This window comes from Sphaerisporangium sp. NPDC004334, assembly GCF_053602655.1.
In genome coordinates this window covers 113,974-140,208 of the sequence record NZ_JBSGDZ010000019.1, presented here as the reverse complement: position 1 = coordinate 140,208, position 26,235 = coordinate 113,974, and the positions used below count along the sequence as shown (strand labels likewise).

Annotated in this window: 31 protein-coding genes and 2 tRNA genes; 15 read left to right on the top strand and 18 right to left on the bottom strand. The window is 70.0% G+C overall.

Annotation, left to right across the window (positions count from 1 at the left end; translation table 11 throughout):
• Positions 1–95: 95 nt before the first annotated feature.
• The 4 genes from ACWEN6_RS25355 to ACWEN6_RS25340 all read right to left on the bottom strand — a co-directional run bounded on the left by ACWEN6_RS25355 (position 96) and on the right by ACWEN6_RS25340 (position 3,021).
• Positions 96–185: transfer RNA gene (locus tag ACWEN6_RS25355), tRNA-Ser, on the bottom strand.
• A gap of 62 nt (positions 186–247) precedes the next feature.
• Complete coding sequence (locus tag ACWEN6_RS25350) at positions 248–955, bottom strand: TIGR03943 family putative permease subunit (protein WP_452573498.1); 708 nt, start codon at positions 953–955, stop codon at positions 248–250.
• Between the two features lie 5 nt (positions 956–960).
• Complete coding sequence (locus tag ACWEN6_RS25345) at positions 961–1,992, bottom strand: permease (protein WP_452573380.1); 1,032 nt, start codon at positions 1,990–1,992, stop codon at positions 961–963.
• A gap of 78 nt (positions 1,993–2,070) precedes the next feature.
• Positions 2,071–3,021 (bottom strand): NUDIX domain-containing protein, encoded by a 951-nt coding sequence (locus tag ACWEN6_RS25340; protein WP_452573378.1) that lies wholly within the window; start codon positions 3,019–3,021, stop codon positions 2,071–2,073.
• 76 nt (positions 3,022–3,097) lie between these two features.
• Here ACWEN6_RS25340 and ACWEN6_RS25335 point away from each other — a divergent pair, with 76 nt between their 5' ends.
• Positions 3,098–4,417 (top strand): hypothetical protein, encoded by a 1,320-nt coding sequence (locus ACWEN6_RS25335; protein WP_452573376.1) that lies wholly within the window; start codon positions 3,098–3,100, stop codon positions 4,415–4,417.
• On the opposite strand, the gene ACWEN6_RS25330 is transcribed toward ACWEN6_RS25335, so the two are convergent.
• From ACWEN6_RS25330 to ACWEN6_RS25315, 4 genes are all read right to left on the bottom strand, one after another.
• Positions 4,353–4,919 carry a hypothetical protein gene (locus ACWEN6_RS25330; RefSeq protein WP_452573374.1) on the bottom strand — a complete coding sequence of 189 codons (567 nt, stop codon included), beginning with the start codon at positions 4,917–4,919 and terminating at the stop codon, positions 4,353–4,355. The two genes, ACWEN6_RS25335 and ACWEN6_RS25330, sit on opposite strands and share 65 nt — an antisense overlap.
• A 13-nt stretch (positions 4,920–4,932) precedes the next feature.
• The gene (locus ACWEN6_RS25325; RefSeq protein ID WP_452573372.1) at positions 4,933–5,523 is read right to left on the bottom strand and encodes a hypothetical protein; all 591 of its coding nucleotides are present in this window, start codon (positions 5,521–5,523) and stop codon (positions 4,933–4,935) included.
• On the bottom strand, positions 5,520–6,143 hold the full coding sequence (locus ACWEN6_RS25320) for a hypothetical protein (RefSeq protein WP_452573370.1): 624 nt from the start codon (positions 6,141–6,143) through the stop codon (positions 5,520–5,522). The genes ACWEN6_RS25325 and ACWEN6_RS25320 overlap by 4 nt, the downstream gene beginning before the upstream one ends.
• A gap of 152 nt (positions 6,144–6,295) precedes the next feature.
• On the bottom strand, positions 6,296–7,090 hold the full coding sequence (locus ACWEN6_RS25315; RefSeq protein ID WP_452573369.1) for a M15 family metallopeptidase: 795 nt from the start codon (positions 7,088–7,090) through the stop codon (positions 6,296–6,298).
• Between the two features lie 337 nt (positions 7,091–7,427).
• Here ACWEN6_RS25315 and ACWEN6_RS25310 point away from each other — a divergent pair, with 337 nt between their 5' ends.
• Together ACWEN6_RS25310 and ACWEN6_RS25305 are read left to right on the top strand one after the other, a co-directional pair.
• Positions 7,428–8,609 carry an AAA family ATPase gene (locus ACWEN6_RS25310; protein ID WP_452573368.1) on the top strand — a complete coding sequence of 394 codons (1,182 nt, stop codon included), beginning with the start codon at positions 7,428–7,430 and terminating at the stop codon, positions 8,607–8,609.
• A 267-nt stretch (positions 8,610–8,876) separates the two neighbouring features.
• On the top strand, positions 8,877–9,683 hold the full coding sequence (locus ACWEN6_RS25305; RefSeq protein WP_452573366.1) for an endonuclease/exonuclease/phosphatase family protein: 807 nt from the start codon (positions 8,877–8,879) through the stop codon (positions 9,681–9,683).
• Between the two features lie 98 nt (positions 9,684–9,781).
• Here the strand turns inward: ACWEN6_RS25305 and ACWEN6_RS25300 are convergent, their stop codons facing one another.
• Both ACWEN6_RS25300 and ACWEN6_RS25295 read right to left on the bottom strand, forming a co-directional pair.
• Positions 9,782–10,624 carry a MauE/DoxX family redox-associated membrane protein gene (locus ACWEN6_RS25300; protein ID WP_452573364.1) on the bottom strand — a complete coding sequence of 281 codons (843 nt, stop codon included), beginning with the start codon at positions 10,622–10,624 and terminating at the stop codon, positions 9,782–9,784.
• A gap of 2 nt (positions 10,625–10,626) precedes the next feature.
• On the bottom strand, positions 10,627–11,568 hold the full coding sequence (locus tag ACWEN6_RS25295; protein WP_452573362.1) for a hypothetical protein: 942 nt from the start codon (positions 11,566–11,568) through the stop codon (positions 10,627–10,629).
• Between the two features lie 293 nt (positions 11,569–11,861).
• On the opposite strand from ACWEN6_RS25295, the gene ACWEN6_RS25290 reads away from it, so the two are divergent.
• Both ACWEN6_RS25290 and ACWEN6_RS25285 read left to right on the top strand, forming a co-directional pair.
• Positions 11,862–12,401 (top strand): SigE family RNA polymerase sigma factor, encoded by a 540-nt coding sequence (locus ACWEN6_RS25290; protein WP_452573360.1) that lies wholly within the window; start codon positions 11,862–11,864, stop codon positions 12,399–12,401.
• Positions 12,402–12,592: 191 nt separating this feature from the next.
• Positions 12,593–14,188, top strand: coding sequence for a long-chain fatty acid--CoA ligase (locus ACWEN6_RS25285; protein WP_452573358.1), 1,596 nt, complete (start codon positions 12,593–12,595; stop codon positions 14,186–14,188).
• Here the strand turns inward: ACWEN6_RS25285 and ACWEN6_RS25280 are convergent.
• The gene (locus ACWEN6_RS25280) at positions 14,169–14,669 is read right to left on the bottom strand and encodes a MarR family winged helix-turn-helix transcriptional regulator (RefSeq protein ID WP_452573356.1); all 501 of its coding nucleotides are present in this window, start codon (positions 14,667–14,669) and stop codon (positions 14,169–14,171) included. The two genes, ACWEN6_RS25285 and ACWEN6_RS25280, sit on opposite strands and share 20 nt — an antisense overlap.
• Before the next feature lie 101 nt (positions 14,670–14,770).
• Here ACWEN6_RS25280 and ACWEN6_RS25275 point away from each other — a divergent pair, with 101 nt between their 5' ends.
• Together ACWEN6_RS25275 and ACWEN6_RS25270 are read left to right on the top strand one after the other, a co-directional pair.
• A complete protein-coding gene (locus ACWEN6_RS25275) occupies positions 14,771–15,334 on the top strand; it encodes a YceI family protein (protein ID WP_354844122.1) in 564 nt (187 codons plus the stop codon).
• 392 nt (positions 15,335–15,726) lie between these two features.
• Positions 15,727–15,816 (top strand) — tRNA-Ser (locus tag ACWEN6_RS25270).
• Between the two features lie 97 nt (positions 15,817–15,913).
• Here the strand turns inward: ACWEN6_RS25270 and ACWEN6_RS25265 are convergent.
• From ACWEN6_RS25265 to ACWEN6_RS25250, 4 genes are all read right to left on the bottom strand, one after another.
• On the bottom strand, positions 15,914–16,528 hold the full coding sequence (locus ACWEN6_RS25265) for a hypothetical protein (RefSeq protein WP_452573354.1): 615 nt from the start codon (positions 16,526–16,528) through the stop codon (positions 15,914–15,916).
• A gap of 190 nt (positions 16,529–16,718) precedes the next feature.
• Positions 16,719–16,988: a hypothetical protein gene (locus tag ACWEN6_RS25260; protein ID WP_452573352.1), complete on the bottom strand. Its 270-nt coding sequence runs from the start codon at positions 16,986–16,988 to the stop codon at positions 16,719–16,721.
• Between the two features lie 130 nt (positions 16,989–17,118).
• The gene (locus ACWEN6_RS25255; RefSeq protein ID WP_452573350.1) at positions 17,119–17,730 is read right to left on the bottom strand and encodes a dihydrofolate reductase family protein; all 612 of its coding nucleotides are present in this window, start codon (positions 17,728–17,730) and stop codon (positions 17,119–17,121) included.
• 74 nt (positions 17,731–17,804) lie between these two features.
• Positions 17,805–18,647, bottom strand: coding sequence for a helix-turn-helix domain-containing protein (locus ACWEN6_RS25250; RefSeq protein WP_452573348.1), 843 nt, complete (start codon positions 18,645–18,647; stop codon positions 17,805–17,807).
• Positions 18,648–18,691: 44 nt separating this feature from the next.
• Here ACWEN6_RS25250 and ACWEN6_RS25245 point away from each other — a divergent pair, with 44 nt between their 5' ends.
• Positions 18,692–19,510: an SDR family oxidoreductase gene (locus tag ACWEN6_RS25245; protein ID WP_452573346.1), complete on the top strand. Its 819-nt coding sequence runs from the start codon at positions 18,692–18,694 to the stop codon at positions 19,508–19,510.
• Between the two features lie 150 nt (positions 19,511–19,660).
• On the opposite strand, the gene ACWEN6_RS25240 is transcribed toward ACWEN6_RS25245, so the two are convergent.
• Entirely contained in the window at positions 19,661–20,029 is a 369-nt protein-coding gene (locus tag ACWEN6_RS25240; protein WP_452573344.1) for a VOC family protein, read from the bottom strand.
• Positions 20,030–20,092: 63 nt separating this feature from the next.
• On the opposite strand from ACWEN6_RS25240, the gene ACWEN6_RS25235 reads away from it, so the two are divergent.
• Both ACWEN6_RS25235 and ACWEN6_RS25230 read left to right on the top strand, forming a co-directional pair.
• A complete protein-coding gene (locus ACWEN6_RS25235) occupies positions 20,093–20,551 on the top strand; it encodes a MarR family winged helix-turn-helix transcriptional regulator (protein ID WP_452573342.1) in 459 nt (152 codons plus the stop codon).
• Between the two features lie 247 nt (positions 20,552–20,798).
• The gene (locus ACWEN6_RS25230; protein WP_452573340.1) at positions 20,799–21,110 is read left to right on the top strand and encodes a hypothetical protein; all 312 of its coding nucleotides are present in this window, start codon (positions 20,799–20,801) and stop codon (positions 21,108–21,110) included.
• Positions 21,111–21,231: 121 nt separating this feature from the next.
• On the opposite strand, the gene ACWEN6_RS25225 is transcribed toward ACWEN6_RS25230, so the two are convergent.
• Positions 21,232–21,381 carry a hypothetical protein gene (locus tag ACWEN6_RS25225; protein WP_452573338.1) on the bottom strand — a complete coding sequence of 50 codons (150 nt, stop codon included), beginning with the start codon at positions 21,379–21,381 and terminating at the stop codon, positions 21,232–21,234.
• A 119-nt stretch (positions 21,382–21,500) separates the two neighbouring features.
• Positions 21,501–22,256: a class I SAM-dependent DNA methyltransferase gene (locus ACWEN6_RS25220; protein WP_452573336.1), complete on the bottom strand. Its 756-nt coding sequence runs from the start codon at positions 22,254–22,256 to the stop codon at positions 21,501–21,503.
• Positions 22,257–22,582: 326 nt separating this feature from the next.
• Between ACWEN6_RS25220 and ACWEN6_RS25215 the strand changes: the two genes are divergently transcribed.
• The 5 genes from ACWEN6_RS25215 (at position 22,583) to ACWEN6_RS25195 (ending at position 26,091) form a co-directional block, all read left to right on the top strand.
• On the top strand, positions 22,583–23,452 hold the full coding sequence (locus ACWEN6_RS25215) for a hypothetical protein (RefSeq protein ID WP_452573334.1): 870 nt from the start codon (positions 22,583–22,585) through the stop codon (positions 23,450–23,452).
• 2 nt (positions 23,453–23,454) lie between these two features.
• Positions 23,455–23,847, top strand: a complete 393-nt coding sequence (locus tag ACWEN6_RS25210) for a phage holin family protein (protein WP_452573496.1) — start codon at positions 23,455–23,457, stop codon at positions 23,845–23,847.
• A complete protein-coding gene (locus ACWEN6_RS25205) occupies positions 23,823–24,563 on the top strand; it encodes a DUF3618 domain-containing protein (RefSeq protein WP_452573332.1) in 741 nt (246 codons plus the stop codon). Before ACWEN6_RS25210 ends, ACWEN6_RS25205 begins: the two co-directional genes overlap by 25 nt.
• Before the next feature lie 192 nt (positions 24,564–24,755).
• Positions 24,756–25,061 (top strand): hypothetical protein, encoded by a 306-nt coding sequence (locus ACWEN6_RS25200; RefSeq protein ID WP_452573330.1) that lies wholly within the window; start codon positions 24,756–24,758, stop codon positions 25,059–25,061.
• A gap of 373 nt (positions 25,062–25,434) precedes the next feature.
• The gene (locus ACWEN6_RS25195) at positions 25,435–26,091 is read left to right on the top strand and encodes a cadmium resistance transporter (protein WP_452573328.1); all 657 of its coding nucleotides are present in this window, start codon (positions 25,435–25,437) and stop codon (positions 26,089–26,091) included.
• Positions 26,092–26,235 lie beyond the last annotated feature (144 nt).

Here is a 26,235-nt window from a genome sequence, read left to right as displayed (position 1 = left end):
GGGCCTATCTGAGCGGGCCGCGTCCGGGTCGGGCCGCGACCGAGGCGGCGGCCGCAGGTGGGCCGCCCGCATCTGAGGGGATCACGGGAGGCCGGTGGCGGAGGGTGTGGGATTCGAACCCACGAGGCCGTCGCCGACCTGGCCGCTTTCAAGGCGGCTGCACTCGTCCACTATGCGAACCCTCCAGTGCGACACCAACGATAGCGTTGCCCGCCGGGCGTTCGCGCGCGAGTGGCGGGCCCCGCGCCTATTCGTACGGCTCGGCCGGCCGGGCGACCTTGGCCAGCGCGGTGGCCGTCAACTCGGGGGCGGCCGCGCCCTTGGGGAGGCGGTCGTAGGGGACGGGCACCCAGGCGCCCGTCACCTCCACCCAGGTGTCCGGACGGGGCGCGGGCACGCCCAGCACGGTGACCTTCAGCGGGAAGGCATCGGCCGCGCAGCACCGCAGTCGCATGCGGGCGAGGTACCACTGGCCCTTGTGCTCGGACGGGACGGCGAACCCGGTGAGCTTGACCCGGCGCCCGGCGAGCGTGCGGCCTCCGTCGCTCCAGGCGCGGCCGATGAACTCCCCGACCGGCATGGCCGTGGGCGCGTCCCCGGTCAGGGCGCCGTACCCCCCTGACGCCGGGCGCGGCCGGGGCGTCTGGTCGCGTGCGGCGGCGAACGAGCCGAGCGCGGGCGGGTTGATCAGGAAGACGGCCACGATCGGAAGGCACAGCAGCCAGGCCACCGGTGGTCCGTGCGACCGGCGGCGCGTGGCCGGCTTCCCCGAGGGCGGATAGGGCCTGCGCCACTCTTGGACCAGGCCGAAGACGCCGAGCGCGAACAGGATCACGCCGGCCGCGACGAGCGGCGCGCGGAATCCCGGCCTGACGTAGTTCAGGTAGGTGGTGGACAGGGCCGACACGCGAAGCAGCGCGCCGCCCACCAGGGCGAGCACCAGGTTCTGGGCCATGCGGTTCACAGCAGCACCCATCCCACCAGCACGCCGACCACGATGGCGAGCGTGAGCGTCAGCGGGACGAAGCGCGCGGCGAACGCCCGCCCGAACGTCCCCGCCTGCAGCGCAATGAGTTTCAGGTCGACCATCGGCCCCACGACCAGGAAGACCAGTTTGGCGGTCGGGGAGAAGGTCGTGAGCGAGGCGGCGACGAAGGCGTCGGCCTCGGAGCAGACCGACAGCACGACCGCCAGCAGCGCGAGCACCAGCACCGACGACCAGGGGACCTCGCCGAGGGAGGTGGTCCACGAGCGGGGGACCACCACGTTCAGGGTCGCCGCGGCGAGCCCGCCGATGACCAGGAAGCCGCCGGCGTGCAGGAAGTCGTGGCGCACCGCCGCCAGGAACGCCGCGCGCCGGGTGGCGCCCTCGGGGACGGGCGGTGCGGTGGTGACGCGTGGCGGGCCGGAGTGGCCGAGCAGCCGCCAGGCCCAGCCGGCGAGCACGGCGACGACGAGGGAGGCGCCGAAGCGGGCCAGGACCATGAGCGGCTCGCCGGGGAAGGCCACGGCCGTCGCCACCAGGACGACCGGGTTGGTCGCCGGAGAGGCCAGCAGGAAGGCGAGCGCGGCCGGCGGGGTGACGCCGTGGGCCATCAGGCGGGCGGTGACCGGCACAGAGGCGCACTCGCGGACGGGCAGCACGAGCCCGGCGGCGCCGGCGACGGGCACGGCGGCGTACGGCCGGCGCGGCAGCGCGCGCTCGAAGAAGGACGGCGACAGGAAGGTGGTGACGGCCGCGGACAGCGTGACCCCCAGCACCAGGAACGGGATGGCCTGCACGCAGATCGTCACGAAGATCGTCGACCAGGTGGTGACGGCCGGCGCGGTGAGGTGCGGCGACAGCAGCAGGTTGCCGATCAGCAGGAAACCCGCCAGCGCCGCGAACACCCAGGGCAGCACATGTGCCTCAGGTGCGCGCCGTCCCCACGTCGGAGGAGGGACCGGACTGTCGGGCTCGGCGGTCCAGTCGAGTGCGGTTCGGTCGCTCATCAAGGTTTGGAGATTTTTCTGGATATCGGGGGATATGCGCGGATAAGGCGTGAGGGGTGGCGGTTCGACGGTCCGACGCTACACCCGCCGGAGTTGGCCGAGCAGCCATCCCGGACCCACGGCCGCGGCGCCCAGCTCGGCGACGCGCCGGCGCAGCTCGCGGTCGGCGGTGACGACCAGAACCCGCTGCCACGGCCTGACCTCGCGGTTCTCCCGCACCGTGTCCACGATCGCGTCGTCCCCACTGGCCGGCGCCTCCACCACGCCCACCACGCCGGCCACGTCCGCCGTGTCCGCCACGTCCGCCGTGTCCGCCATGTCCGCCACGTCCGCCGTGTTGGCCGTGCCGCCGGACCGCACGCCCTTGGCCGCGCCCTCCAGCACCATGATCACGCGCGGGAACCACATCGCCGGAGCCGGGAACCCCTCGGGAGGCCGCAGGCCGTGCTCCACGAGCCGCTCGACGTCCGCCAGCAGGCGCCGCGCGGCGCCCGCCCGGTCGCGCCACCACCCGTGCTCGGCGCGCGCGCCGACGATGTTGGCGGCGTCCAGCACCACCACCGAGGGCGGCAGCGACGGCCTGATCGCCGGCCAGGTCTCGGCGAACCCAGGGTGCAGCGTCTCGCCGCCCACCTCGTCGGCGGGCAGCCACCGCATGTCGGTGCTCTCGTCGTTGGCCGGGACGGCGGGCAGCAGCGCGTCCGCCTCGGCGATCACCGTCTGGAACGCCCAGCCGCCGTGGTCGTCGATGTGGACGCCGAGGACGCGCAGGCTCTCGCCGCTCAGCGCGGCCTCCTCCAGGGCTTCGCGCAGGGCGCCGGTGACGGCGTCCTCATGGCTGTCGAGCGCGCCTCCGGGCAGCCCCCACGTGCCGCCGTGATGGCTCCACCACGAGCGTTTCTGCATCAGGACGTGCGGCGTGCCCCCGGCGTCGAAGTGGACGGCCAGCAGCCCTGATGCGCCGTGCAGCCCCCAGTGCCGGTGGCCGCGCTCGCACAGCGCCCAGCCGTCGCCGTCCTTCGCCGCCATGTCTCCATCCTGCCTTACGGTCCCATGCCCGAATCGCACCGTTCGTCGGCCTTCGGACCGCTAGCATCCAACGGCGATGGACGGTTCACTCTCTCCGGTCCGACTGCCCTACGACACCTTCCGTCTCGCGGGGCGCCTCTTCCTGCCCCTGGCCTTCTACTACACCCTGGGCGCCCTCGTCCACCAAGGCGTGCTGCTGGCCGCCGTGCGCGTCGCCGAGCCCACGGGATGGCGGGCCTACCTGGCCTTCGGCGTGCTCAGCCTCGGCGTGCTGGTGACGCTGACGGCCTACATCGCGATGCTGAACATCGCCGGTCGCGCGCTCGGCTCGCGCCCGGTGCAGGCCCGCACGGCCGACGAGCGCGAACGCGACATGGTCGACGCGATCGCCCACACCCTGCTGCCCTTCCTGATCTTCTACAGCGCGTGGGGCCTGTTCACCGACGACCTGCGCGCCTTCCAGCGGCTACTGAACGAGCTCCACCCGACGATCGACCTCAGCTACATCGGCCTGCTGAACGACCTGTTCAACGTCAACGTCCTGATCATGGTCATCACCGCCGTGATCTTCGCGGTCAAGGTGGCGTTCGAGCGCCTCTACAGCGCCACGGGAAGGCGCGTCTTCGGCGTGGCCAACAGCACGTTCGAATGCATGTGGATGTACTTCGGGATCATCTCGCTGGGCAACTGGACCGGCGACGGCGTCGACTGGCTGACCGGCCGGGTCGTCTGGGCGGACTTCACGGGCCTGTTCGAGCGCGTCCCCCTGCTGCAGACGCTCCGGCAGCTCGGCGAGTACGCGGCCCCCTACCTGCCCGAGGTCAAGGACGGCCTGGTCCAGCCGCTGGTCTGGCTCGCCATGGCGGCCGTCGTCTACAGCTCCTCGATCACCCAGGAGGCCAAGGTCATCGAGGGCACCCGGGTCGAGCCGCACGTCTCGCGGCTCTGGCAGCGGCTGCCGACCCCGGTCCAGGCTGTCGCGGAGTTCTTCTCCCGAGGGGTCCGCGACAAGTACGTCCCGCTGGTGAACGGTTTCCGGTTCGTCCTCAGCGGCGGGGTGCTGTTCTACCTGACGTTCTGCCTGATCTACGTGGCGCTCGAAGCGCTCGCGGCGGTCGGCTTCATCGGCGTGACCAGGCTCATCGGGGCGCACGAGATCCTGTGGTGGCAGATGTGGGAGGGCGCGGCCGTCTTCCCGGTCGACCTGCTCCACGAGGTGCTGCGCATCTGCCTGCTCGCCGTCGCCTTCGACTTGGCGCTGCGCCGCTCGGCTGCCCGCTCGGCGGTCCGTTCGGCCGTCCCCACGGCCGGGCCTGACGCGCCGCCCGCGCCTACGGGAGCAGCCGTACCGTTCCCGGCTCCGGGGCCACCCGCACCTCGACCCGCAGGGTCCTGAACGCGTCGGCGGGCACGACGTACACCGTCTCGACGGCCAGTTCCTGGCCGACGGGCAGGGGGGCGAGCTTGAAGTCGGCGTCCATGTTGAAGCACGAGGGTGACAGCCCCGACTTGGGCGCCAGGTCGCTGCGGATCGACGGCCCCCACGTGCGCCCCGCCGCGTCGGTGACCCTGATCTTGCAGGTGCCGCCCATCGCGCCGAACCACCTGCTCGCCTGCTCGGTCAGCGGTCTGAGGCCGACGACGACGATCGCGACCTTCGTGCGGGGCGGCAGCGGCCGGGCCGCGGGGTCCTGCGGCCGGCCCTCGGTGATGCTCTTCAGACGCCACTCGATGCCGTTGAACCGGGCCGCCTGCCCGTGCGCGGCGACGGCCTCCCGCCCGCCCTTGCCGGCGAGGGTCTCGTACCGCTCCCGCCAGGGCAGCACCTGCGCGGCGAGCGCGGCGGGGACCAGAGCCAGCAGGCCGAGGCCGTACCAGAGGTCGCGTTTCCAGTTCACGGCTCGTCCCCCCTCACAGATCGCGCACCGGCCCGACCGTCAGGGACGCCGGCGCCTGCTCGATGAGCGCTTTGGTGTACGGGCCCGACAGCCGCAGGTCGACGGCGGCCGCGGGACCGAGGTGGTCCAGGCTCTTGACGCTGTGGACGGTGACCTCCAGGGCCGCGCCGGCCAGCCTGCCGGGGGGCACCTCGAACAGGATGGGCCCGTAGGAGGGCATGCCTGGGGCGAGGGCGGTCTTGTCGAGCGTGCCCGACACCGAACTGGCCAGGTACTCCGCGCCGTCGGCCGTGCGCAGCCGTGCGCCCTGCACCGTCACCTCCTCGGTGGTGGCAGCGACGGTGGCCCAGACGACCACCCAGACGCCCGCGGTGCTCTTCGGCTGCCCGAGCAGTCCGTAGGCGTCCTCCAGGCGCACCGACCGGCCGAGCTGGACGCGGTCCACGCGGAGCTGGAAGGCGGCGGTGTTCACTTGCTCGCCCATCTCGCCCACCGACGCGATCGGCGCGTACTTCGCGTCGGCGTCCGGAGTGGCGCGGCGCACCGCCACGATGCCCGCGAGCAGCAGCGCCGCGGTGAGCACTCCGACGATCGCGCGCCTCACCTGGACACCTCGAGGTCGTAGATCGCCAGCGTCCCGCCGGGAAGCCAGTCGGACAGCTCGGAGGTGAACCACGGCCCGTAGTCCTCGTCCCGGAAGGCTGCGGTGAGGCTCGTCGGGTCGGGCGTCCCCGCCGGGACGGTGTAGACGATCTTCACGCGCTCGGCCAGGCCGGGCTGGAGCTGGGTGCGGTCGAAGCCGCCGTCGCGGATGACGAAGCCGGCCGTCTTGTCCTTGAACCGGTCGAGCACCACGCTGCCCGGGGAGATCTTCAGGTAGGTGACGGCGGACAGGTCGTCGACGGTCGCGGTCTGGTCGCTGACGTTCTCGACCTCGAGCTCGATCGCCAGGAAGCGGCCGTCCTTGGGGTCGCCCAAGCCCGGCGCGGGGTCCTTGGTCACGTACGCCACCTTGTACGGCTTCACCGCGAAACGGTGGCCCGCGCTGGTCTCACCAAGCCGGCGGTGCGGGACCTCCGGCTTGGCCTCCTGGAGGCCGCCCGCCGGCCAGGACAGCGCGAGCACCGTGGCCAGCGCGAACACAACGGCGGTGAGGGCGATCCACGGCCGCAGCGGTCCCCGGCGTGACTCCGTCCGTCCGGGGTCGGGCACCGGAGTGGTCACGGCCAGCGATCATATCCGGCAAAACCCGGCGAGGGCCGCGAATGTCACGATTCCTCCGCCGTTGCCGTTCTTCGCGGGAAGATCGACCTCGTGACGGCCCGAGTGACGGCCCGAGTGAGGGTCCGCGTGGCGGTCCGCGGCCTCGGCGGGGATCAGCCGCCGCCCTTGCTGAAGTGCTGATAGTCCTTGGCGCCGTTGAAGTAGCCGCCCCACTCCCAGCCGTGCTTCTCGAACAGCCGCACCACGCGGTCGTCCGGATTGATCACACCCGGCCTGCGCAGCGGCCGGTCGGCGAACCGCCGCGCGTTGTCGTGCGCGACCGAGCCGTCGGGCTCGACCCACGGGTTCTCCCGGGGGTCGAGGTCGATGGCGTTGCCGTACGAGTGCTTGGACCAGCTGCTCGCCCCGGTCGTCCTGCGGCAGTTGAAGGCCGAGGTGTTGTCGGCCTCGATGGAGTCGAAGTCGCTGCCCTTGTAGACGTCGACGGGCTCCATGCGGGCGATCGGGTAGCGCCACCGGTAGAGCTGCCCGAAGATCGCCACCACGTCGTCGGTGACCGAGCGGTTCACGATCAGCTCGCCGGTGTGGGCCTTGTCGTCGAAGCCCCAGTACGTCATCGTCACCTTCCGCAGGCCGCTCGGGGAGACCGGGCAGCCGGGCCGCCAGGAATGGCGGAGCTGGGTCGCCGTGACGGCCGTGACCTTCGCCGCGAAGGGCGGCGGTCCGGTGGGCGAAGGCGAGGGGGACGGCGTGGCGGACGGCGGCGCGGGGCTGGCCGCCGGGCCGGCCGTAGGGCTCTCCGGGGAGGCCGACGGCGGCGTGGCCACGGACGGAGGCGCGGGCTCGGCGACGACGCCGGAACCGGAGCCGCCGCACGCGGTCAGGGTGGCGGACGCGCACGCCAGGACCGCGAGGCCCAGGTGGCGGTGCTTCGCTGTGTGGCGCATACGCCAGAGTAAGGCCATCCTGACGCCGCTCGTGACGCAATTGTGATGTCCGGGGTCCGGGCCCGCCGGGCGAGGCTCTGTCGGAGGTGTGCCGCGCGTTTTACCCGGAAGTGCTCGCGCACATGTTCGAGGAGGCGCTACAGTCTTCGGCATCGGATCGAACACGGGTTCGGTCCGGCAGGGTTCAGGCGAAGGGTGGTGTGAGGTGGCGTTGCTCTCGCCCCCCGTCCGGCAGGCGTCCGGGCGGCCCTCCGCCTCCCGTCGATCGGCGACACGCCGTAGCGCTTTCTACGGAAATCTAGGACGGCCTCTATATCCGGTCATAAAGTCCGAGAGCGTGGACCCCGTGCGCAATCCCTACGCCCCCGGTGCGGGGCAGCGCCCTCCGGAGCTCGCCGGGCGTGATCGTGAGCTGCAACAGTTCGAGGTCGTGCTCGAGCGGGTGGCCCGTGGCCGTCCCGAGCGCAGCATGGTCCTCACCGGGCTGCGCGGCGTCGGCAAGACCGTGCTGCTCAACACCTTCAAGTCCATGGCCATGCAGCGGCTCTGGGGCACCGGCAAGATCGAGGCCCGCCCCGAGCAGTCCATCCGCCGTCCGGTCGCCGCCGCGCTGCACATGGCGATCCGCGAGCTGGCCCCCCGCCACCGCGCCCCCGAGCGCATCGAGGAGTTCCTCGGCGTGCTCAAGGCGTTCGCCATGCGCGATCCCGGCGCGGCGAAGGGCACCTCGCACTGGTCGCCCGCCATCGACGTCCCGGCCGGCCGCGGCCGGGCCGACTCGGGCGATCTCGAGATCGACCTCACCGAGCTGTTCGTCGACGCCGCCTCCGTCGCCACCGACCTCGGCGTCGGGGTCGCCCTGTTCATCGACGAGATGCAGGACGTCCAGCCGGTCGACATCTCCGCCCTGTGCGCCGCCTGTCACGAGCTGTCGCAGAGCGGCGGGCCGCTGATCGTCGTCGGCGCCGGCCTGCCCCACCTGCCGGGCGTCCTCAGCGCCAGCAAGAGCTACTCCGAGCGCCTGTTCCGCTACGCGCGCATCGACCGGCTCGACCGCGATGCCGCCGACCTGGCACTCATCGCCCCCGCCGCGCGTGAGGAGGTCGAGTTCACCCCCGAGGCGCTCGACGCCCTCTACGAGGCCGCCGACGGCTACCCGTACTTCGTCCAGGCCTACGGCAAGGTCGCCTGGGATCTCGCCCCGCGCAGCCCCATCACCGCCGACGACATCAGGGTGGCCGCCCCCGAGGCCGAGGAGGAGCTCGCGGTGGGCTTCTTCGGCAGCCGCTACGAGCGCGCCACCCCCGCCGAACGCGACTACATGCACGCGATGGCCTCGGTCGGCGACGAGCCCGTGCCGACGGCCGACGTCGCCGAGCTGCTCGGGCGCAAGCCGTCGAGCCTCTCGCCGGCCCGTGACAGCCTCATCAAGAAAGGGCTCATCTTCAGCGCCGAGCGCGGCCTCATCGCCTTCACCGTGCCGCACTTCGGCAGGTTTCTCCGGGCGCAGCCGCTGTAGGCCGCGCCCGCACCCCGAGACAGGGCGCAGCGTTCCTGCGCCCCCATTGACCTCTCTACGGCTTTCTAGAGGGGAAGCTAGAGAGCCGTAGAGAGTCGAATTCGCGGTGTGCGGCCGCGTGGTGGCCGGTCGGCGTGGCCGGTCACCACGCGCCGCCGTGCGTCTCACATCGGGGCATCGACAAGCATTCAGGGCTGTTTTACCGTGACCATGGAACGCGGTGATGATCCGGAGTCGGCTACGCGACCGCACGGGGTGATGGGCCGTATGAAGCGCTTGATCGGCGTGAGAGGCGGCCTCCGCGCGGCCGTCGTCGTCGTCCTCCTCGGCTCGCTGGTGGGGCCGGCCGGCTCCACCGCGGCGCGGGCCGCCACGACGTTCAAGGTTCTGCAGGTCAACCTCTGCAACAGCGGGTACGCGGGCTGCTACGAGGGCGGCGCCGCCGTGCCCGAGGCCCAGTCGCTCATCGGGCGGGTGAGGCCGGACGTCCTCACCGCCAACGAGATCTGCGAGGGCGACGTCGCTCCGCTCCGTTCCGCCATGGGCAACGGCGACTACGAGTTCCGGCAGGTGCAGGACGAGCGCGTCGCCGCCGCCATCCAGTGCACCGGCGGGCGTGGCGCGTACGGGGTGGCCGTCTTCAGCGTCCCCCGCTACGGCAAGACCGCGAGCGCCGGCGGGTGGTACTCCACCCAGGACTCCGGCAGCGAACGACGTGCGTGGGGGTGCGGCCGCTTCGGCGGGTTCTGGGCGTGCACCACCCACTTGTCGGCCGCCGACGAGCCGGTCGCGCTGCAGCAGTGCAAGCAGTTGATGAACGAGTACATCCCGCAGTCGCACGCCCAATACGGCGCCCTGCCCACCGTCGTGGGCGGCGACCTGAACCTCGAGTACGACAAGTCCGACCCGGAGAACGCCCAGAACTGCGTGCCGGCCGGCTACTTCCGCAAGGGCGACGGCGATGTCCAGCACGTCATCGCGTCCACCTCGTTCGCCTTCGTCCGCACCGACAAGTACGGCATGTCGCACACCGACCACGCCGCCTTCATGGTCACCCTCACCGCCCCCTGGTGAACGGGCGGCGTTCCGCCGGCCGTTCTCCGGCACGTCCGGGTCGGTTCGCGGGCCCCGTCCGCCCGTTAGCCGGTCCGTCTCCGGTCGTCTAGGGCTTTCTAGCCTCCGACCGATACACCGCTAGATTCTCGGAGAAGGTCCGCCCCGGCCGGGTTCTCCGCGCCCACGACGGCGACCCGCACCGGCGGCCGGCGCCCGCTGAGGTACACCGCGAAGACGACCTCGGCCCGCGCCCCGACGGCCGTGCGCCCGGGGTAGACGAAGAAGCGCCAGCACAGCTCGCGCCAGGAGTCCGACGGCTCGTCGGTCACCAGCAGCGGCGCGTACGAGCGCCACTCGGCGCTCGCCCGCAGGCGCGCGACGGCCCGCGCCGCCGGGACGGCACGCTGTTCGCACGGCGCGCGGTGCCTGATGCGGGCGATCGCCTCGCCCCACTCGGGCGACAGGGCGACCAGCAGCGCCAGGCCGGCTCCGAGCGCCGACGTCAGGTTCCAGGAGGCCCGCATCAGCAGGTCCGCGCCCGACACCGGGACCAGCGTGACCAGCACCGCCATCGCGGCAAGGACGGCGGCGCGGCCGATCGAGCGCAGCCCCACCGGGGAGCTGCTCGCCTCGCCGAAACAGCCGCAGCCTACGTCCGGGCGCCGCCGGCGCAGCTCCCACAGGACATAGGTGGACACCGAGAAGAAGAAGACCGTCCCCCAGCGGGGCAGAGGATGGCGGGTGAAGATCAGCCCCGCGGCCAGCAGGATCTCAACGGCGGCACAGAAGATCATGAACTGCCCGCGCCACCGCTCGGGCACCAGCACGCCGGGACCGAGGCGGGACAGCCCGCCCGGATCGGCGTCGCTCCCGGCGGTCGCGAGCTTCGCCCCGCCGCCGAGCACCAGGAGCAGCGCGAGCAGCGCGAGCGCGGCGGCGGCGATTGTCACGGTGTCCACGGTCACCCCAATCCGACCCGGGCGTTGAAGCATCCGTTGGTGAGCTCCCCCCCGAGCTCCACGTACGAGAGCGGCGACAGCTCGGCGATGCGGCCCCGCGGCGAGGTGCCGCACTCCACGCACCGGTCGCAGAACCGCCCGGCCATGCATCCGCAGGAGACGATCGGCAGCACCGACGAGCGGCTCTCGCACACGTTCCCGACGTACAGCATGGAGCCGAGCGCGAGGTAGGGAAGGCCGCTGCAGGACACGCCCGCGTCCTCGCACTCGGAATCGGCACGTTCCAGCATCGGGTACGCCACCCCGGCCTCGCCGTCGTCGAAGGCGTCCGACCAGGCGGCCGCCCCGGAGATCTTCGACTGGACCGCCCGGTAGGCGTGCGGGGGCGCCGGCACGGAGGCGGCGCGGTAGGTGGGCTGCGAGGTCGCCGGCAGCCGCGCGTGGGTCACCCCGTCGCGCCGCGTGCCGATCGCGTCGAACAGGTACCCCGGTTCGAGCTGGGGATGGCGCACCCGGATGCGTCCCGACGCGCCGTAGGGGACGACGATCACCCGCCGGCCCCGGTGCGGGCCGCCGTCGAGCTCGATCGTCAGGTCCCTGCCGTCCTTGCCCAGGGTGAGGACGATGCCGGTGACGCGGGTGATGTCGCCCCACAGGCGCTCGGCCACCCGGCCGGACTGGCGGGCGCGGATCATCACGCGGGTGCCGGCGGGCAGGTCCACGGGGTTCACGGGGCTGCCGTGCCAGGCGGTCGCCCAAGGCGCGATGACCAGCCGCTCCTCCACGCCGTCCGGGTTCTCCAGAATCACCAGGTGGGGGCTGATGTCGATGATCTGACCCGCGACGCCGGTGAGCGGGGCGGGCTCCTCGGCCTCGGCCCTCACGGGGGCGGTGCTCCTGCCGAGTGCGGCCGACGCCAGCGCATGGCGACGCTCAACTCCCATCGGCCCCTCCCCGGTCGCCGCCGCGAGTCTCCTCGTCGTCCCCTAGGGTCACACAGATCGTCGCCGCCGCCGCGCGTTTCGGGACGAGGATTTTTCCTCCGCGGCGACCTGCGTAGCAAATTTCCCACTCCAGGAGGAATTCGTCGACGCCCCAGCATGCCATGACCCTGTGGTGATCTTTGCCGTCGCCGGGACGAAACCTGGATGACGGATCAGCCGTATCAGGGCGTCCGGCTGCGATTCTGACGTCGAGATCGTTTCATCATGGCCTTCGTCACGGCACCGGTGATCGCATGAGCGGTAAAGACGAGGAGTTCCGCGAGTACGTGGCTGCCCGCGGTCCGGCACTGTTGCGCATGGCCTACCAGCTCACCGGCCAGCCCGCGGACGCCGAGGACCTCCTCCAGGCGGCCCTGACCAAGACCTACCTGGCGTGGGATCGGATCAACGACCGGGCCGCGCTGGACGGGTACGTCCGCCGGGCGATGGTGAACATCAACATCTCCTGGTGGCGGCGCAGGAGGCTGGAGGAGTACCCCTCGGAGGAGCTGCCGGAGACGCCGTCCAGGGACGGGCCGACGCCCGGAGAGATCCACGAACTGCTGGAAGAGGCGATCAACCGGCTCCCGGTCCGGCAGCGCACGGCGATCGTGCTGCGCTACTACGAGGACATGACCGAGCCGGAGATCGCCAGAGTTCTCGGCATCAGCATCGGCACGGTGAAGAGCACGGTGTCCCGCGCGATGGCGAAACTGCGCGGCGACCTCGTCGTCATCGAGCCCTGCCGGCCCGACCCCCGGCCGCACGTGTCCATGGGGCGCGAGCCCGTCTGAACGAGCCGCCCTCTGCGGCGGGTGGAGGTGAACGAGCCGCCCCCTCGGCGGGAGGAGGCGAACGAGTGGCTCTGTGGCGCGGCCGGCGTGAACGAGCGCTTGTCTGAGACGCGGGAGCGGACGAGACTCGGAGCCGGACGACAATCACGAACCGGCGCCCAGGCCGGGGCTCGCCAGCGGAGGTCCGTCAGATGCGCAGCACCATGCCCGACCATCCGCTCACGATCAGCTCCATCATGCGGCACGGCACCGGACTGTTCGCCGACCACGAGGTCGTGACGTACACGGGCGACGGCTACCGCCGCATGTCCTACGGGGAACTGGCCCGGGAGGCGGCGCGGCTGGCGGGCGCGCTGCGCGCCCTCGGCGTGGACGGCGACCAGCGGGTCGCGACCTTCGGCTGGAACAGCGCCGAGCACCTGACCGCCTATCTCGCCGTGCCCAGCATGGGGGCGGTCCTGCACACCCTGAACATCCGCCTGTTCCCCGAGCAGATCGCCTACATCGCCGGGCACGCCGAGGACGACGTCGTCATCGTGGACGCCTCGCTCGTCCCGCTGCTCGCCCCGATCCTGCCCGAGATGAAGACGGTGCGGCACGTGATCGTCATCGGGGCCGCCGACACCGCGCCGCTCGCCTCCGCGGGCAAGCAGGTGCACGACTACCGCACGCTCCTCGACCAGGCCCCCGACGCGTTCGACTGGCCCGACCTGGACGAGCGCGCCGCCGCGGCCATGTGCTACACCAGCGGCACGACGGGCAACCCCAAGGGGGTCGCCTACAGCCACCGCTCGGCCTACCTGCACTCCATGAGCGTGTGCACGGCCAACGCCATGGGCCTGTCCAGCCGCGACCGGGTGTTGCCGATCGTGCCGATGTTCCACGCCAACGCCTGGGGACTGCCGTACGCCGCGCTGATGGCCGGAGCCTCGCTCGTCATGCCCGACCGCTTCCTGCAGGCGGAGCACCTGGCGAGGATCATCGCCGAGGAACGGCCGACGGTCTCGGGCGCCGTCCCGACGATCTGGGGCGACCTGCTGCGCCACGCCCGCCGGCACGGGGCGGACCTGTCGTCCCTGCGCCTGGTGCCGTGCGGCGGATCGGCGGTGCCGGAGTCGCTGATGCGCGCGCTCTCCGACGAGTTCGGGGTCCAGGTCGTGCAGGCGTGGGGCATGACCGAGACCTCGCCGCTGGCGACGGTCGCCCACGGGGACTCCTGGGACCTTCGGGCCACGCAGGGGCGGCTGCTGGCCGGCGTCGAGGCCCGCATCGTCGGCGCGGGCGACGCCGTGCTGGCCTCCGACGGGGTCGCGGTGGGTGAGCTGGAGGTGCGCGGGCCGTGGGTCACCGCGTCCTACCACCTGGAGGAGGACCCCTCGCGGTTCCACGACGGCTGGCTGCGCACGGGCGACGTGGGCCGCCTGGACGCGCGCGGCTACGTCACGCTGACCGACCGCGCCAAGGACGTCATCAAGTCCGGCGGGGAGTGGATCTCGTCGGTCGAGTTGGAGAACGCCCTGATGGGGCATCCCGCCGTGGTGGAGGCGGCGGTCATCGGGGTGCCGGACGAACGCTGGGGCGAGCGTCCGCTGGCATGTGTCGTGCTCGACGGAACGACCGGAGTGGCGGAGCTCCGGGAGTTCCTGTCGGAGAAGGTGGCGCGCTGGCAGGTGCCCGAACGCTGGGCCTTCATCGATGCGGTGCCCAAGACGAGCGTCGGCAAGTTCGCCAAGCGCAGCCTGCGCGAGATGCACGCCCGCGGGGAGCTCACGATTGTTGAGAGCTGAGATCCGAAAGGTCCGTCGCGCCGGCGGTGGCACAGGGCCGCACGACGTCGCGGATGATGCGCAGGCTGGCCAGGAAATCCTCCAGTCGCTCAGGGGGCAGCAGGCCGGTGAACCACGTCTCGATGTCCTCGATGTGCTGGGGGAGCACGGCCTCGAGGCGGGCGGCGCCGGCGTCGGTCAGCGTCGCGTAGGAGGCCCGGCGGTCGGTGGCGCAGGCCACCCGCTCGACCAGGCCCTCGCGCTCCAGGCGGTCCACGACGCGGGTCACCCCACTGGTGGACAGCGACGTCTGGGCCGCGAGGTCGCTCATGCGGAGCCTGCGGCCGGGGGACCGGTACAGGCGGATCAATGTCTCAAAGTCGATCTCGGACAATCCTGAGGCGGTGAATGCGGCGTTCATCTTCGCGGTAAGGCCCAAGTAGACCTCGGCCATCAGGCCCATCGCCGTGAGCCTGGGGTCGTCAGCTGGTGTCACGCTCATACTCTAGACGACGTTAGTTGACGGGTGGAATATTCCTCAGGTAGACATCTGTTGGAGCAAGCATCAAGCCCAGCGATCCACTAGTCCACGGGAGATGGAACATGAGCACTCGCACCTGGGAAGGCATCGCCATCCCGACCCCCGGCGTCTTCGACCTGGACGTCGCCCACACCCGCGTGGGATTCGTCACCAAGCACATGATGGTCAGCAAGGTCCGCGGTCGCTTCGGCGACTTCGCCGGCACCGTCACCATCGCCGAGAACCCGATGGAGTCCTCGGCCGAGCTCACCATCAAGACCGCCAGCATCGACACCGGCAGCGACGACCGCGACAACCACCTGCGCAGCGACGACTTCCTCGCGGTGGACAAGTTCCCCGAGCTGACCTTCCGCAGCACCCGCGTCGTCAGCCACTCCGGCGACGAGCTCGTCGTCGTCGGCGACCTCACCATCCGTGACGTCACCAAGGAGGTCACGCTGAAGGTCGAGTACGGCGGCGCCGGCACCAACCCCTGGGGCCAGGAGCTGTTCGGCTTCGAGATCGAGACCGAGATCGAGCGCGAGGAGTTCGGGCTCACCTGGAACGTCGCCCTGGAGACCGGCGGCGTCCTGGTCGGCAAGAAGATCAAGATCGAGATCGAGGGCGAGGCCCAGCGCCGCGCCTGACCGCCGGTGTCGCGACACCCTGTGTCCACAGCCTGTGGACAGAGTGTGTGGGAAACCTTCTTCTCCCCATGGACCCCCAGGGCCGGCCCACTCCCCGGCCCTGGCCATCGGTCCTCCACCCCCCATGCAACACCGCCAGGCCGGCACACGCCCGTCCTCAACACCCGGCACACGGCCGTCGTCAACACCCGGCACACGGACACCCCGCAACCCGGGCGTACGGCCGTCTTCCGCCCCGGCATCCGGACATCCCGCGGCCCGGGCATGAAGGCCGGCGAACCGCTCTCGCGCGACATGTTCGGTTGCCACGCCGAATCCACTTTGCCGCTTAGCATCAAGGCCGGTACTCTGTGCTGAGCCAGTCAGGCCCTCAACAGGCCGGTCGGGCACCAGGAGGCTTCGCCTAGTCAGGTCTATGGCGCCGCACTGCTAATGCGGTTTGGGTCTACAGCCCATCCGGGGTTCAAATCCCCGAGCCTCCGCACTTCAGAGGCCCTCTCCCGATTATCGGGCGAGGGCCTTTCTGCTGCTCGAACAGTCAGGGCCGCGGTTCTGCCAGATGGCACAGCCCTCGATCAGTCAGCCACCACAGCGGTCGTCGACGGTCACGACCAGGCCAGGCCAGCCGTCCGCCAAGCGGCGCAGGTCGTCGGCGAGTGGGGGCAGGTGCAGGTCGGGCAGAAAGTGCACGGTCGTCCCTGTGGCACCATCGCCGGCGACGGTCTCCAGGCCGGTGACAGGGACGCCCTGCTCGTACCGCTGGATCCAGGATCCACTCAGGCGGCGGTTGGTGTGGACGAGCCACTCGCTGAGCGCGGCGACGACGGACATGCCACGGCGCGGATGCCCGTCGGGAAGCGTCTCCGCGCCGGGGTCGTCGAAAAAACGCAGGTCCTTGGACGCCATGACGGGCTTCTTCACCGGCCGTCCCTGCTCATCGAAGCGGGTGTCGGTGCCTCGTCCTTCGTCGGCGACGGAGATCGAGCCGTCGGGGTGGAGGGTGATGGTGCAGCGTCCGGCGCCCGTGCTCGCCGCCTCGTCGGCCGCGTAGGCGAGGACCTCGAGGATCAAATGCCGGACGCCGCCGGGGGCGAACTCGGCCGGGTTCCCTCGGATACCGGCGAGGTGACCGAGATCGACGTCGGTCGCCCAGTCATGGGTGGTGTTACGCCAAGAGGATCGGGATGTGCCCACCACGGCACCCTAGTCACGGCTCAGCAAGGGTTGAGGCGGTCTACGCGGCCATCCGCGACGGCGGGCCCGACCGGGTGCCTCAGACGGCCGGCGAACCCGCCCAGGAGTAGGGACAAGCCTCGGACGTCGAGCCAGCCGCGAACCATGCTCCACGGCCCGCCGGCCTTATTGCTCACGTCGCGCATCGCTTTCAGATCGACTTCACCCAGGAGCGGGCCTTGTCGGCGGGCATCGCCAGTTCCTCGTGGACGAGAAGCACGGCGTCCGCTTCACGGCCTCGGACTTTGAGCTGACGCACGCGTCCGATCAGGTCCATGGCCCTCACCGGATCCGTGTACTTCAGTATCCGGCGCTGCCGGACACTCTTGACCATTCTCACGGCCACAAGGACGAAGATGCAGAGAACCCATGCGGCGGCGAAAAGGAAGATTCCTGTACCTAATAAGTCTCCGTCGAACATCTGATGATCATAGCTTCTTGGGAACGATATCCAGGCTGCACGCTTCTGACGCGGAGTTGCAGTCCAGGGAGCCCACAGCCGTCCACAGGAGAGTGGTGTTGAGCTCGCCGATATCGACGGCGTCGGGGATCTAGCGGCGTACCTTGTACCTCAGGTGGAGGACCCGGTCGCTCTGGATCACCACGTGGGGATCCTCCAGCAGGTGCTGCTTGTCGATGCCGCCGAAGAAGCGTTTGCCCGACCCGAACACCACCGGCACCACGTCCATCGCCACCTCGTCCACGAGGCCGGCGGCGAGGATCTGGCCGCCCACGTCGCCGGCGTTCACGGCGACGATGCGGTCCCCGGCGAGTTCCTGGGCCTTGTCGATCGCGGCCGTCACGTCAGCGACGAAGTGGTACGACGCCTCGGGGTGCCAGCCCTCGGGCTTGGGACGGTGGGACACCACGACCACGTGCTCGCCGGCGGGCGGCCGGCCCTCCCAGCCGTTCACCAGGTCGAAAAGGGTACGGCCCATCACGATCGTGCCCATCGCGTCCCACACCGACCGGACGTACTCCGCCGATGCGCGTGGGACCTTGATGCGGCTTCCGGATCCGGAATGGTCGTAGTGCTGGTCGCCGCCTCCGGTGATCGGGGTGTCCCCGTTGAAGTACCAGTCGTGGAGCGGCCCGACCTCGTCATTCTCGTCGGCGATGAAGCCGTCGACCGACGCCACGTTGTGCATGATCACTGTGCCCACTGGTTCTCCTTGGGTCGCCTTGCGCGTTCGCCTCCGATCGTGTCGTCTCCGGGCACGAGCGAGCTTGTAAAAAATCACTCAGCGGGCATCGGACCGCTGTCCGGCGGAAATCCCGGCTCGGCGGGGAATCGACGCCGCAGAGCCAGGTATTCCGTCGGAGTGTGGCCGGTGAAGTCCTTGAACTCCCTGATGAAGTGGGCCTGGTCGAAGTAGCCCGCCGTCTGGGCGAGCTGCGACCAGTCGACCGGACGCAGCGCGTCCACGGACACGATCAGCCGCGCGAAGCGGTAGATCCGCGCCACCCGCTTCGGGGTGACCCCGACATGGGACTTGAACTGCGTGGCCAGGTGATTGCCGCTCACTCCGGCGGCATCCGCCAGCACACTGACCGGGACCACGCCGTAGGAGGACTCCAGACGTCCACCTGTGTGCTGGACCAGGTCGAGACCGCGCGATGGTCCTTCGGCGAGCCGTGATCGCAGTTCGTCCTCCAGAGCACGCAACGTCTCGGTGGCGGATGCGAGGTCACCGACCTGATTGCGTATCCGGTCCACGGACCGCTGCCAGACGGCGTCGACCGGCACCCATCGGTTCCGCAGCTCGTCCGCCGGCATGTCGACGAACGGCGAGATCCCCCACGGCTTGAAGTGCACCCCGACGAGTCGCATCCGTGTCGGGTATTCGAACAGAAAACGCCTGGTCCACACACCCATGAACCACCCATCGGCGAACAGCGCCGGCGGCACCGAAGGGTCGGAGTCCCACAGGCGGGCGGGTTCGCCCAGGTTGATGAACAGGTGTGCCGACGGCATCGGCGGGACGTTCATCAGGCGGTGGCGTGGCACTCCGGTCAGGCAGTAGATGTCGTCGATGAACCGGTCGAGCGGCGGTGCGGGCACCCGGCCGACGTACTCCATGGGCTCAGTCTGGCCGAAGAGAGCCCGGGCTAGGGTGACCGGCCATGAGAGTCCTCATCGTCGGTGGCAGCGGATTCCTCGGCGGCGAACTCGTCCGGCGGAGTTCGAGCGCCGGACACGAGGTGACCGCGACCTATTCGAGCCGGTCCGCAGAGACCGCGGGTGTCGAGTGGCTGCCGCTTGACGTGCGCCGACGAGAGGACGTCGACGCGCTGGTCCGGGCGGTTCGCCCGGAGGTCGTCATCAACGCCGCGTACCGGCGGACGGACTGGGCGACCACGGCGACCGGATCCGCGAACGTGGCCCTCGCCGCCTCTGCGACAGGCGGGCGCCTGGTCCACGTATCCAGCGACGCGGTGTTCTCCGGGGCCGCGATTCGCTATGACGAAACGTGCGTTCCTGACCCGATCACCCCGTATGGTGCGGCTAAGGCCGCTGCCGAGACGGCCGTGAGCGCGATCGCGCCGACCGCGGTGCTGGCCCGGACGTCCCTGATCATCGGTGACGGTGGTTCTCCGCACGAGGCGCTGGTGCGTTCACTGGCCACCGGCCAGGTGAAAGGAATGCTGTTCACGGACGTCGTCCGATGTCCCGTGCATGTGGTAGATCTCGCCGCGGCGCTCCTCGAACTCGCCGCGTCCGACTACCACGGCGTCCACCATGTCGCCGGAACCGACGCGGTGACCCGGTACGAGCTGGGGCTGCTCATCGCCCGACGAGACGGACTCGACGCGGACCGGTTGCCCGCAGGCCGGCGAGCGGACACCGGCTTGTCCGCACCGGCGGACGTGCGCCTGGAATGCGACATGACCCAGCGACGCCTCCGGACCGTACTGCGTGGCGCGCGGCACTTTTTGTCCTGAGGCCGAATGGTGATCGCGGCCTTGTTCGGCTCTTCACAGACGAGGGTGTAGTCGCGGCCTGAAGCCGCCGGTCTCGAGCAGGGGCCTAGCGATGTAGTTGGTGAGGTTTCGGTCTTTGGGGCCGGTGATCGTCCGGTGGCGTTCGGCTTATCAGGCGCGGTCGTGGAGAGTGACCTGGTAGTCGTCGGGGTCGGCGAAGGTGAATGTCCGACCGAAGGGGCCGTCGATCGGTGCGGAGACGATGGTGTGACCGTCGGCGACCAGAGCATCGTGAATGGCCTGGACGTCTGTGGCGTGGAGCCAGATCGCGGCACCGATGCCGGGCTGAGCGGCGGATGCGAGATCGGTGCCGGGAACGATGTCGCGGAGTGCGAACGCGATCGGCTTCGTCTCGAACACGACGGCGTGCGGTGGTCCGGTCTGCGAGCGGACGAGGCCGAGGTACTGCTCGTAAAACGCCTGTGAAGCGTCGAGGTCGCGCGCTTGGAGCGAGATGAAGTCGGGGCCGGTGGCGGGCATGATGATACTCCTTCTCTTCGTGTCAGTTTTCTGACATGGGCCAATCTATGTCAGAATACTGACATGAGTCAACACGGTGTCGGCGTCGACCTGGAGACGTCGCTGGGCTACCTGCTGAAAGAGGCGTCGAGCGCCCTGCGTGCAGCCATGGAGGAGGTGCTGCGGCCGCTCGGGATGAGCGTGACGCACTACTCCTGCCTCGAGCTGCTGGCTCAACGACCGGGCTTGTCGAACTCCGAGCTCGCGCGGGGCGCGTTCGTGACCCGGCAGACGATGAATGTGCTGCTCCAGGCCCTGGAACGAGACGGCTACGTGACCAGGCCTGCGGAGGCACCCGTCGGGAAGGTTCTTCCCACGCGGCTCACGCCTCGCGGCCGACGGAGCCTCGAGAAGGCGACCGTAGCGGTCCGGTCCGTCGAGGTCAGAATGCTGGCCGGCATGACCGAGACCGAGCAGTCAGACGCGTTCCGGATCCTGCGGAGCATGATCCATTCCCTGCGCGATGGCAACGACGGCGCATAGCTCGTTCCCCGGCACACGTCTCGTCGCGCTCGGATAGGAGTGCAGCCCAGCGTGAAAATCCGTGCGGGCGACCTCGAAAACCGACGGACCCCGACTACACCCTCTTCTGCGATGAGCCCCTTGTTCCGGGAAAGTCGCCCGCATTGCGACTCAGGGCCGCTACCCGCGCCCTCGTCGACCCCCAACTCGATGAATCCTGCGAACTCGGACCCTCATCGTAGGGCGTCATCCGTTATAGTCCCCGTTCGTGTCGAAACAGGTGCGCTACCTCCAGATTGCTGTGATACTGGCCGGCTTCGCGTTCCTCGTGCTGGCCATGGTGCAGATGGCGAGTTTCGAGCCCAACGGGTTCGATACACGTTTCTCCTGGCAGTGCGAAAAAGCGCAGGAAGAGGAGCAGGAGAACGGCTCCACGCAATGCGACGGCTCCAGTGGCAACCCGTTGTACGAGGCGGGCTCAGAGCTGGCCGACCTGCAACGTCCGCTGGTCTTCGGGCTCGTCGGCGTCGGGTTGGAGGTGGCGGCGGTCGCCATCGTGGCGGGAGTTCGCCGGTCATGAGCGCCCAGACCACAAGCCGGTGATGATGGCCGGAAGGAGCGCTCCGATGGTGATGTTCAGGGATGCCGGGTGCCGGTCCGCGCCGGTGCAGGACTTCGGGCAGACGATATCGTGGACATCCTCACACCGGGTTTCCGTCGTGTCCGCATTCGCCCAGGTTGATGAACAGGTGTGCCGGCGGCAACGAGGGGACGTTCATCAGGCGGTGGCGTGGCACTCCGGTCAGGCAGTAGATGTCGTCGATGAACCGGTCGAGCGGCAGTGCGGACACTGGCCGAGGTACTCCATGGGCTCAGTCTGTCCGACGAGGGTTCCGTTCGCGATTTCGATCGCCACGATGACGAGTGACAGCGTCGTCCGGTCACTGTTCGCGGGGCGTTGATGGCCGTTTCAATCGTCACTTTCTGGTGACCGCTGTGGCGTCTTCTGCCAGACCGAGATGTGGTTCGTGCTGTCGCTGGTGAAGGGCTCGCGCTTCCAGTCGGCCCAGCGCTCTCGCAACGTCATCCCGGCGAGTCGCGCCATGAGGTCCAGTTCGGACGGCCATACGTAGCGATGCGGTGACGAGCGGGTTTCGAGCCGGCCGTCCACCACCCAGTAGTGGTGGGACAACGCGATCTGCGACGTGACGTCGTACTCCTCGAAGCCGAGATGCGCGGGAGTCACGATGAAGGGGTGGATGTTCTGGCCCGGCGGGAGACGCCGAAGCTCCGGCACGTAGACCTCGATGACGAAGCAGCCTCCGGGTCCGAGATGCGCCGCCACGTTGCGGAAGCACTCAACCTGCTCATCTTGCGTGGTCAGATTCGTGATCGTGTTGCGCACCAGGTAGGCGAGCTGGAAAGTGCCGCCCGGCCCGGTGGTCGCGAAGTCGCCGATGGTCACACCGATGCTCGTGGCGCCGGGCTTGGTCCGCAGCTGCGCCACCATGGCCGGCGACAGCTCGATGCCGTGTACGCGAATGCCTCGCCGGCTGAGCGGCAACGCGATGCGGCCCGTGCCGATGCCGAGTTCGAGAGCGGCGCCTGACCCCGCCAGATCGGCCAGGAAGCTCACCGCCGGGTCGACGACCGCCGGGTCGAACAGTTCCGGCCACTTGGCCTCGTACGTTTCCGCTGTCCGTTCGTCGAAGTTGTTCTCCGGCACGGTCCCACTGTGACCGCAGTCACTCCACGACCGCCACCCATTAACCCTGAATCCGTCCCGATCACCACGGACTCCGGCTTTGTCCGGGGCCTGTGGATCACCCTCGCGGCGCTTCTGACGGCTCTGCGCTTCAGACGTCGCGAATCATTTCCGGCGTCGAAAGACGTGATTTGCAGGTCGGGGGCGCCTCAAACCTAACCAGCCGCCAATATCTGCTTGCTTGTCGGCTAGAACTATCTACCACTACAAATATGTCTTTTTCCGTGAGATCGCCGATCGTCGGGTAGCGCGGGGGTTCCCATAACCGGACACCTACGGAGGAACCGGTGAGCGAATACCCATCGAGTTACGGCACCGAGAGGGCATCCGACCCTCAGGCGAGGCCGAGCGCTCCGCAGCGGGCGAAGGAAGCGGCCGGTGAGGTGGCCGGCACGGCCGGACATGCGGTCGGCGAGGTCGCCGGCACGGCCACGGAGCAGGTCGCCGCGGTGGCCGGTGAGGTGCGGAACCAGGCCGGTCAGGCCATCGGCCAGCTTCGCGGCCGCGCCGCCCAGGAGGTGGACTCGCAGACCCGTAAAGCCGTCCAGGGGATCCGCCAGTGGGCCGACGACCTGAGCGCCATGGCCGAGAACGGCAAGCCGGAGTCGCCGGTGCGCACGGTGACCCACCACGTCGCCGACACCGGCAGGCGAGCCGCGGACTACCTGGAGGAGCACGGCGTCGCCGGGGTCACCGATGACGTGCAGCGCTTCGCGCGCAGGCGTCCGGGTGTCTTCCTCGCGGGCGCCGTGGCGGCCGGTTTCCTGGTCGGGCGACTGGCCAAGGCCGGCATGAAGGCGGATGAGGCGGACCGCGGGCAGACCGGCCGTGACTCCTGGCAGGGAGGCGACCGGGACTTCGACCGGTCCCCAGCGGCCGCCTACGGCTACGAGCCCCCTGTGCGGCAGCAGTACACCGGCAGCCCGTACGCCACCACCGCGGAAAGCGAGTACTCCACCACTGAAGGAGACGAGTACACCGCCACTCAGTACACCACCTCGCCGCAGCCCGCCCGGAGCGGCGCCGCCGCCTCCGGCCAGACCCCGCCTCAGAGCGATTACGGCACGTCGTCCGGTCCCACGCGATACACGGAAAGGACGGGTACCACCGATGCCACGCAGACGCCGTCGGCCGGTCCGGGTGGGGAGCGGAGATGACCATGCCGCATGACCCGCCGGAACGCTCGCTGGGCGAACTGGTCGGGGAGATCGGCGAGGACCTGTCGAAGCTCTTCCGCCAGGAGCTCGAGCTGGCCAAGACGGAGATGCGGGAGGAGGCGGGCAAGGCGGGCAAGGCGGCCGGAATGCTGGGAGGGGCCGGTTTCGCCGGCGCCATGGCCGCCGTACTGCTCAGCCTCGCCCTGGTCTTCGCGCTGGCCAACGTCATGGACGCGGGCTGGGCGGCGTTGATCGTCGGCGTGTTGTGGGCCATCGCCGGAGCGGTGCTGTTCAGCACCGGGCGCACGCGCATGCGCCAGGTGTCCCCAAAGCCGCAGGAGACCGTAGAGACGCTCAAGGAGGACGCTCGATGGGCACGAGATCTGACGAGATAAGACAGGAGATCGCACGCACCCGTGCCGAGCTCACGTACGACGTGGACCGGCTGGCCGACCGCACCAGTCCGGCGCGGATCGTCCGGCGGCGCACCGAACGCGTCCGTTCGGCGGCCCGCACCCTTCGAGAGCGAATGATGGGGACACCGATGGACAATCTTCAGCACGGGACCCACCAGGCGGTGGGCACCCTCCAGCAGGGGGCGGGCGCGGTGCAGCATGGCGCCTCCCAGGCGGCCGAATCGGTCCGTCATGGAGCGCACCAGGTGGCCGAGACGGTCCAGCATGGGGCGCACCAGGCGGCGGACACGGCCGGTAGGACCGCCGAGTCCGTCAAACACGGCGCCTACGAGGCCGCCCAAGCCGTGAAGTCGGTGCCCCAGCAGGCCGCCCGTACGACGCGGGGCAACCCGATGGCCGTGGGCTTGATCGCGTTCGGCGCAGGGCTGCTCGCGGCCACCGTCATCCCCGAGACCCGCGCCGAGCGGCAGGCCGCCCGGCAGATGAAGGACCAGGCGCAGACACTGGCCCAGCCGGTGACCGAGTCGCTGAAGGAGTCGGCGCAGAACCTCAAGCAGGGGGCCGCGGAGGTGGTGCAGGAGGCTACCGAGCAGATCCGGAGCACCGCCACCGATGCCGTCCAGGCGACCCGGGAGCAGGCGGGCGAGCAGGCGGACCGGGTCAAGGAGACGGCGACGGGCGTCACAGAGCGGTAACGGATCCCGGCCGGTGGTCCCGGGAGGCGCTGGGGCCACCGCCGGTCGCTCGTGCACAAACTCTCAGGGATTTCCCAGACATGGCACGACAACCATGTGCATCGCCCCTACGTCCTATCTAAACGGGGATTAAGCACCAGGCTGTCGACAACAGGGCGCATCAGGCGCCGGTCATGGACGTAAGGCACCACCATGAACTCCTCCGTAGAGCTCATCAAGGCCCAACTCGACCTCACCGAACAAGCCGCACTGGACGCCCTGACCGACCTGCGAGAACACAGGGCACGAGGGGTCATCCCCCTGCGAGAACGCGCACAGGCCGAACAAGCACGAGCACAGCTCCGTGCCGTCGAAGCCTGCCGGAAAGCACTGACGCATTACGAGTCGGCGGCCGCGGCCGACCCCGAGGCCATAGAGACCGTCGTCCAGCTGGCCATCGCCCGCATCCTGGCGGCACAGCAGGTAGAACTCGAAAGCCTGCGAGAACCGCCAGAGTGACCGACGGGCAAGGCGGCCGTTCGGGCGCCGCGCGGGATGACGCGACCCGCGACGCACTCGAACGCGGAGCCGGCGGCGGCGCGCACGCGTGGCAGGCCGGCGATGAAGGCGAGATCTGGATCGTCCACCTGGCCACCGTAGGAGCTGAAGTAGGAGATGGCGGACCCAGGCTTGCCGCTGATGGAGTCGTGCGCCGGTCTCCGCGGCCACGGGGTCTGCGGGCGTTGAGACGTAGAGGCACCTCTGCAGTCCTGCCGGTCATGGGAGATCCGGCTGATCCTCCATGGCCGGCGGAAGCGAGGTGGTCGGCGTTGCGGCCCGGGCCGCAACCGAGGTCGAGTGCGCGAACCTGTTCGCCATAGGCTGGCCGCTCATGGATGGCTTCGTCGCGACCCTCGGCGCCGCCTGCGCCGTTTTCGCGGGCACGAACGTCGATGACATCATCATCCTGACCGTGCTGTTCCTGTCCGCCCGCGCCGGCCGCGAGCCCCGCGCACGGCAGATCGTCGCCGGGCAGTACGCGGGCATCGCCACGCTGGTCGCCGTCTCCGCCATCGCCGCCCTCGGCCTCACCGTCATCCCCGACCGCTGGGTCGGTCTGCTGGGCCTGGTGCCGCTCGCCCTCGGCATCCGCGGCCTGATCGCCGCCCTCCGCGCCCGCCATCGCGACCGGAACGGTGGACGAGGTGCCGGGCGTGAGGGTGGGCAGGAGGGCGGGGCGGCGGTGGCGGTGGCCGGCGGGGCCTTCTCGGTCGCGGGCGTCACGATCGCCAACGGCGCGGACAACCTCTCGGTGTACACGCCGATGTTCCGCACCATCGGCCTGACGGCGAGTCTGGTCACCATCGCCGTATTCGCCGTGCTGATCGCCGTGTGGTGCGCTGCCGGGTACTGGCTCGGCTCCCACAAGAAGATCATCGCGTTCGTGGAGCGGTTCGGACATTGGCTGGTGCCGCTCGTCTTCGTCGCGATCGGCGCGGTGATCGTGCTGGAGTCCGGCGTCGCCGGCCGCCTGGTCGACCTCCTGTGAGCAAGACGACCACTGGTCGTCGCCTCGATGCGCGACCGGCGACCACGGTGGTGGCCTCGGTGTGCGACCGGCGACCACGGTGGTCGCCTCGGTGTCCGACCGGCGACCACGGTGGTCGCCTCGGTGTCCGGTCGGCCGAAAGTA